The sequence below is a fragment of the Variovorax sp. P4_D9 genome (genome assembly GCF_056401695.1).
Window position 1 is genome coordinate 1 of the sequence record NZ_JBFUIU010000527.1, and the last position, 6,317, is coordinate 6,317.

The following is a 6,317-nucleotide window of genomic DNA, read 5'->3' on the forward strand; positions in this document are numbered from 1 at the left end:
CTGACATCGCCCGCAGCAGGTGCCGGCGCCGGAAACGCCATGCCCTGGCCATTCTCGCGCGCGTAGATCGCGATCACGCGGCCGACCGGCACGCTGATCTCGCGCGCCGTGCCGGCGAAGCGGGCCTTGAACTCGATGAAGTCGTTGCCGAGCTTGAGCGAGCTGGTGGCGTCGAAGCTGATGTTCAGCACGATCTCGCCGTTCTTGACGTACTCGCGCGGCACCTGCACCGTATCATCGACCTGCACCGCGACATACGGCGTGAAGCCGTTGTCGGTGCACCATTCATACAGCGCCCGGATCAGGTACGGGCGGGTGGATGACGATTCGAGCGCGTTGATCATGAGCGACAGCGCCAGCGACTCACTTGCGCATGACCTTTTCGGATGGCGTCAGCGCCTCGATGTAGGCCGGACGCGAGAAGATGCGCTCGGCGTACTTCAAGAGCGGGGCCGCGTTCTTGCTGAGGTCGATGCCGTAGTAGTCGAGGCGCCACAGCAGCGGCGCGATCGCGACGTCGAGCATCGAGAAGTTGTCGCCCAGCATGTACTTGTTCTTGAGGAACACCGGTGCCAGTTGCGTGAGGCGGTCGCGGATGTGCGAGCGCGCCTTCTCCAGCGCCTTCTCGTTGCCCTTGGTGGTGCGGTTCTCGAGCGTCGAGACGTGCACGAACAATTCCTTCTCGAAGTTGAGCAGGAACAGGCGAACGCGGGCACGGTCGACCGGGTCGCCGGGCATCAGCTGCGGATGGGGGAAGCGCTCGTCGATGTACTCGTTGATGATGTTCGATTCGTACAGGATCAGGTCGCGCTCGACCAGGATCGGCACCTGCCCGTACGGGTTCATCACGTTGATGTCCTCGGGCTTGTTGTAGAGATCGACGTCGCGAATCTCGAAATCCATGCCCTTCTCGAACAGCACGAAGCGGCAGCGATGGGAAAAGGGGCAGGTCGTTCCAGAATACAGGACCATCATGGCGAAAGACTCCTAAAAATCAAAAAGAGTGGGTCGCTTGGGCAACCCACTCTGCGGGACCCGGCGCACGAGGCACCGGATCGGCGTGGTACTACTTGACGTCTTTCCAGTACGAAGCATTGAGGCGCCACGTGAAAACCACCGCCACGACCAGGAACAGCAGCACCCACACACCGACGCGGATGCGGGTGTTTTGCGCCGGCTCGGCCATCCACTGCAGAAAGCTCACGAGGTCGCCCATGTTCTGGTCGAACTGCATCGGCGTCATGGTGCCGGGCTTCACTTGCTCCCAGCCCTTGAAGATCTCGGTCTCATGGCCGTGGGCTTCGACCTTCTCGAAGACCGGGCGGCGTTCGCCCTGCAGTTCCCACATCACGTGCGGCATCGCCACGGCCGGGAACGCGAGGTTGTTCCAGCCGGTGGCCTTGGTGTCGTCGCGGTAGAAGGTGCGCAGGTAGGTGTAGAGGTAATCGGCGCCGGTGCCGCCGTGGCCGGCACGCGAACGCGCCACCAGGGTCAGGTCGGGCGGCACCGTGCCGAACCATTGCTTGGCCTGGTGCGGGTCCATGTTGATCTTCATGGTCTCGCCGATCTTGTCGGTCGTGAACAGGAGGTTGTCCTTGATCTGCTGCTCGGAGATGCCGAGGTCCTGCAGCCGGTTGAAGCGCATGAACGACGCCGAGTGGCAGCTGAGGCAGTAGTTGACGAACAGCTTGGCGCCGTTCTGCAGCGCCGCCAGGTCGGTGGTGCGGTTCGGTGCCTTGTCCCAGGCCATGCCGCCTTCGGCAGCCTGCGCGCCGGTGACGATGCCGAGCGCTGCGATCAACGTGAGGATCAGTTTCTTCATTCTTGTTGTCTCCCGGTCAGTGAGCGTTGAAAACCACGCGCTCGGGGACCGGCTTGAATTCGCCGAGGCGGCTCCACCACGGCATCAGCAGGAAGAAACCGAAATAGAAGAGCGTTCCGATCTGCGAGATGCGTTCGCCGACAGGCGACGGCGGCTGCACGCCGAGATAGGCTAGCACCACGAAGTTGATGACGAACACGCCGTAGACGTACTTGTGCCAGCTCGGGCGATAGCGGATCGACTTCACCGGGCTGTGGTCGAGCCAGGGCAGGAAGAACAGGATGACGACCGCGCCGCCCATCACCAGCACGCCCCAGAACTTGGCGTCGATCGACAGCATCATCGCGATGACGCCGACGGCGACGACCACCACACCAACCTTGATGAAGGACGGGAAGCGGGCCTTCCAGGCGCCGTAGCCGGCTCCCGCGACGACGCAGGCGATCAGCGCATACATCATCTCGCTGGTGATGGCACGCAGCATCGAATAGAAAGGCGTGAAGTACCAGACCGGCGCGATGTGGCTCGGCGTCTTCAGCGAATCGGCCGGGATGAAGTTGTTGTATTCGAGGAAGTAGCCGCCGGCTTCGGGCGCGAAGAAGATCACGGCCGAAAAGATCGTCAGGAACACCACCACGCCGAAGATGTCGTGCACCGTGTAGTACGGGTGCGACGGGATGCCGTCAACCGGATGGCCGTCGGCGCCGCGGTTGGCCTTGATCTCGATGCCGTCGGGGTTGTTCGAACCGACTTCGTGCAGCGCGATCAGGTGGGCCACCACCAGGCCGAGCAGCACCAGCGGCACGGCGATCACGTGGAAGCTGAAGAAGCGGTTGAGGGTGGCGTCGCTCACCACGTAGTCGCCGCGGATCAGCAGGGCCAGGTCAGGACCGACGAAGGGGATCGCGGAGAACAGGTTCACGATCACCTGCGCACCCCAGTAGCTCATCTGGCCCCAGGGCAGCAGGTAGCCCATGAAGGCCTCGGCCATCAGACACAGGAAGATCGCGCAGCCGAAGATCCAGATCAGCTCGCGCGGCTTGCGGTAGCTGCCATACATCAGGCCGCGGAACATGTGCAGGTAGACGACGATGAAGAAGGCCGAGGCCCCCGTCGAGTGCATGTAGCGGATCAGCCAGCCCCACGGCACGTCGCGCATGATGTACTCGACCGAGCCGAACGCCAGTGCGGCGTCGGGCTTGTAGTGCATCACGAGGAAGATGCCGGTCACGATCTGGATCACCAGGACCAGCATCGCGAGCGAGCCGAAGATGTACCAGAAGTTGAAGTTCTTCGGCGCGTAGTACTTGCCCCACTGGTCGTTCCAGAGCTTGGTCAGGGGGAAGCGGTTGTCGACCCAGTTGAGCAGCTTCTCGTTGGCCGGCGCGTTGGGGGAAATTTCGTGGAATTCAGCCATGTCGTCGTTCTCCTCAGGCCTTCTTGTCGTCGCCGATCAGGAGGCGCGTTTCGGAGAGATACATGTGCGGCGGCACCGGCAGGTTGTCGGGTGCGGGCTTGTTCTTGAAGACGCGGCCGGCCAGGTCGAAGGTCGAGCCGTGGCAGGGGCAAAGGAAGCCGCCCTCCCAGTTGTCGGGCAGCGAAGCCTGCGGGCCGGTCTGGAAGCGATCGATGGGCGAGCAGCCCAGGTGGGTGCAGATGCCGACGACCACCAGGATCTCGGGCTTGATCGAGCGGTGGTCGTTGCGAGCGTAGGCGGGCGTGAACTCTTCGGGGTTGCGCTTGGATTGCGGATCGGCGAGCAGCGGGTCGAGCTTGGGCAGCTCGGCGACCTGTTCGGGCGAACGTTTGAGGATCCAGACCGGCTTTCCGCGCCACTCGACGGTCATCTTTTCGCCGACCTGCAGGGCACCGATGTCGGCCTCGACCGGCGCACCGGCGGCCTTGGCTTTTTCCGAAGGCTGGAAGGAGCTCACGAACGGCACGGCCACGGCCACGCCACCCACTGCGCCTGCGCAGCCTGATGCGATCAACCATGTCCGCTTGCTGGTGTCGATCCGGGGGCGGCCGGCGGTGCTCACGCTGCTGTCACTCATGGAGATCCTCAATCTTCTTCGGGGGGACTTGGGTCAACCCGCGATTGTAGCGGAGCGTAAAAGGCGAATTCAACGATGCCGAGCCCGCGCCGCACGCATCCTTGATCAGGAACAGACACCGACCCCACCCCTATACTGGCCGCCGTTCATAACAACCCGCAGAAGAGGTGCACGACATGAGCTTTCTGAAAGAGTTCCGCGAATTTGCCGTCAAGGGCAACGTCATCGACCTGGCGGTCGGCGTGATCATTGGCGCGGCCTTCGGCAAGATCGTCGACTCGCTGGTGAGCGACATCATCATGCCGCTGGTCGGTCTCATCTTCGGCAAGCTCGACTTCTCGAACCTCTACATCGTGCTCGGCGCCAGACCGGCCGGCGTGGCCGACACCCTGGTCGAACTCAAAAAGGCCGGCGCACCCGTGCTGGCCTACGGCAACTTCATCACCGTGGCAGTGAACTTCGTGATCCTCGCCTTCATCATCTTTCTGATGGTCAAGCAGATCAACAAGCTGCGCAACTTGACCGAGGCGGCGCCCCAACCGCCCGCGGCCACCCCCGAGGACGTCATGCTGCTGCGCGAGATCCGCGACAGCCTCAAGCGGCCTTGATATCTTGCGGGACAGACCAAGAAAACTGCGGAGCAGTTTTTGCTCTGTCCTCAACTGACTAGAAGGCTCCGCGCGGGCTCAGCGCCCGCGCGACAGCGACCGGGCCATCCGCACGGCTTCGATCAGGCTCGAGGCATCGGCCCGTCCGGTGCCCGCGATGTCGAAGGCGGTGCCGTGATCGGGGCTGGTGCGCACCAGCGGCAGGCCCAGCGTCACGTTGACGCCCTTCTCGACGCCCAGGTACTTGACCGGTATCAGCCCCTGGTCGTGGTACATCGCAATCACGACGTCGAACTCGCCGGGGCGATCGGCCTTGGCGCGGGCACGCATGAAGACGGTGTCGGGTGCGTGCGGACCATCGGCATCGATGCCTTCGGCCCGCGCCGAGGCGATTGCCGGCGCGATGATGTCGCGCTCCTCGGAGCCGAACAGCCCACCCTCCCCCGCATGCGGATTGAGGCCCGCCACGCCGATCTTCGGAGCCCGCCCGAGCACCGCGCCGAGCGCCTGGTGCGCGATCCGCAGCGTCTGCAGCACGCCTTCGAAGGTCACGGCCTCGATGGCGTGGCGCAGCGACATGTGGATGCTCACGAGCACGGTGCGCAGTTCGTCGTTGGCGAGCATCATCCGCACCGGCACCTCGGACAGCGGCCGGCCGAGATGGGCCGCGGCCTCGGCCTGCAGCAGTTCGGTGTGGCCCGGATAGGGGAAGCCGGCCGCCGCGAGGGCTTCCTTGTGCAGCGGCGCCGTGACGATCGCGGCAATCTCGCCGCGCAGCGCGGCGCGTGCGGCCCAAACCACGCAATCGCCGGCAATGCGGCCCGAGACCGCACTGATACGGCCGTGCACGACGGCCGCATCCGGCGGCGCGACCACCTGCAGCACGGGAATGCAGCCCGGCGGTGCATCGCGGGCTTCGCGCGCCGCCTCGATGAGTGCGACCGGCAAGGCAGGGGCCCCGTCGGCGGCGATCGCCTGGGCGGCACGGCGCACGATGCTGGCATCGCCGGCGACGAAGCATCCGCGCAGATCGGCGGCGGCATCGCGAAAGGCCTTGGCGACGATCTCGGGTCCGATGCCGGCAGGATCGCCGATCGTGAGGGCGATGGGGGAAGCGGTGTCGAAGCTCACGCCGGATTGTCGATGTCGATGAATTCGTGCGCCAGGCCCAGCTGCGCGGCCACATGGGCCGCAACGGCCGGGGCACCGTAGCGTTCGGTGGCATGGTGGCCGCAGGCCAGGTAGGCGACACCCATCTCGCGGGCGTAGTGGGCCTGTGGCTCCGAGATCTCGCCCGTGATGAAGGCGTCGGCGCCGGCGGCGATCGCGGCCTCGAAGTAGCCCTGCGCGCCACCCGTGCACCAGGCCACGTTGCGGATCGGTCGCGGCGCGCCCTCGACCAGCTTCACCGCCTTGCCGAGCGCCTTCTCGACATGCGCGGCCAGAAGCTTCGCGCTCGCGAAGCCCTCACCGCTGTCGCGGGCGCCGAGGAAGCCGATCTCCTGCTCGCCGAAACGGCCGGCGGAACCTGGGTGCGCCACCAGGCCGAGCCGCAGGCCGAGCTGCGCGTTGTTGCCGAGCTCGGGATGGGCATCGAGCGGCAGGTGATAGGCGAACAGGTTGACGTCGTCGCCGAGCAGCAGGCCGAGGCGCTGTCGCATCCAGCCCGTGACGCGGCCGTCCTGGCCACGCCAGAAGAGGCCGTGGTGGACGAAGATCGCATCCGCCTCGGCGTGGATCGCGGCTTCGATCAAGGCCCGGCTGGCGGTCACGCCGGAGACGATCTTGCGCACCGTGGTGCGGCCCTCGACCTGCAGGCCGTTGGGCCCGTAG

The 6,317-nt window shown here is 65.2% G+C and carries 8 protein-coding genes; 1 reads left to right on the forward strand and 7 read right to left on the reverse strand.

Translation table 11 applies throughout. The features are described from left to right. The 5 genes from AC1DY5_RS37635 to petA all read right to left on the reverse strand — a co-directional run. Positions 1-344, reverse strand: a 344-nt coding sequence (locus AC1DY5_RS37635; protein ID WP_478119562.1) for a ClpXP protease specificity-enhancing factor, incomplete at its 3' end; no start/stop codon positions are given. Between the two features lie 19 nt (positions 345-363). Then, positions 364-975 carry a glutathione S-transferase N-terminal domain-containing protein gene (locus AC1DY5_RS37640; RefSeq protein ID WP_286369119.1) on the reverse strand — a complete coding sequence of 204 codons (612 nt, stop codon included), beginning with the start codon at positions 973-975 and terminating at the stop codon, positions 364-366. Between the two features lie 91 nt (positions 976-1,066). Continuing rightward, a complete protein-coding gene (locus tag AC1DY5_RS37645; RefSeq protein WP_478119563.1) occupies positions 1,067-1,822 on the reverse strand; it encodes a cytochrome c1 in 756 nt (251 codons plus the stop codon). 16 nt (positions 1,823-1,838) lie between these two features. Beyond that, on the reverse strand, positions 1,839-3,239 hold the full coding sequence (locus tag AC1DY5_RS37650) for a cytochrome b (RefSeq protein ID WP_478119564.1): 1,401 nt from the start codon (positions 3,237-3,239) through the stop codon (positions 1,839-1,841). Positions 3,240-3,252: 13 nt separating this feature from the next. Further along, positions 3,253-3,876 (reverse strand): ubiquinol-cytochrome c reductase iron-sulfur subunit, encoded by a 624-nt coding sequence (gene petA, locus AC1DY5_RS37655; protein WP_478119565.1) that lies wholly within the window; start codon positions 3,874-3,876, stop codon positions 3,253-3,255. A 176-nt stretch (positions 3,877-4,052) separates the two neighbouring features. Between petA and mscL the strand changes: the two genes are divergently transcribed. Next, the gene (gene mscL, locus AC1DY5_RS37660) at positions 4,053-4,484 is read left to right on the forward strand and encodes a large conductance mechanosensitive channel protein MscL (RefSeq protein ID WP_478119566.1); all 432 of its coding nucleotides are present in this window, start codon (positions 4,053-4,055) and stop codon (positions 4,482-4,484) included. A gap of 78 nt (positions 4,485-4,562) precedes the next feature. Here the strand turns inward: mscL and pdxA are convergent, their stop codons facing one another. Continuing rightward, positions 4,563-5,615: a 4-hydroxythreonine-4-phosphate dehydrogenase PdxA gene (gene pdxA, locus AC1DY5_RS37665; RefSeq protein ID WP_478119567.1), complete on the reverse strand. Its 1,053-nt coding sequence runs from the start codon at positions 5,613-5,615 to the stop codon at positions 4,563-4,565. Next, on the reverse strand, positions 5,612-6,317 hold a 706-nt coding region (locus AC1DY5_RS37670; protein ID WP_478119568.1), incomplete at its 5' end, for a Nif3-like dinuclear metal center hexameric protein. The genes pdxA and AC1DY5_RS37670, both read right to left, overlap by 4 nt.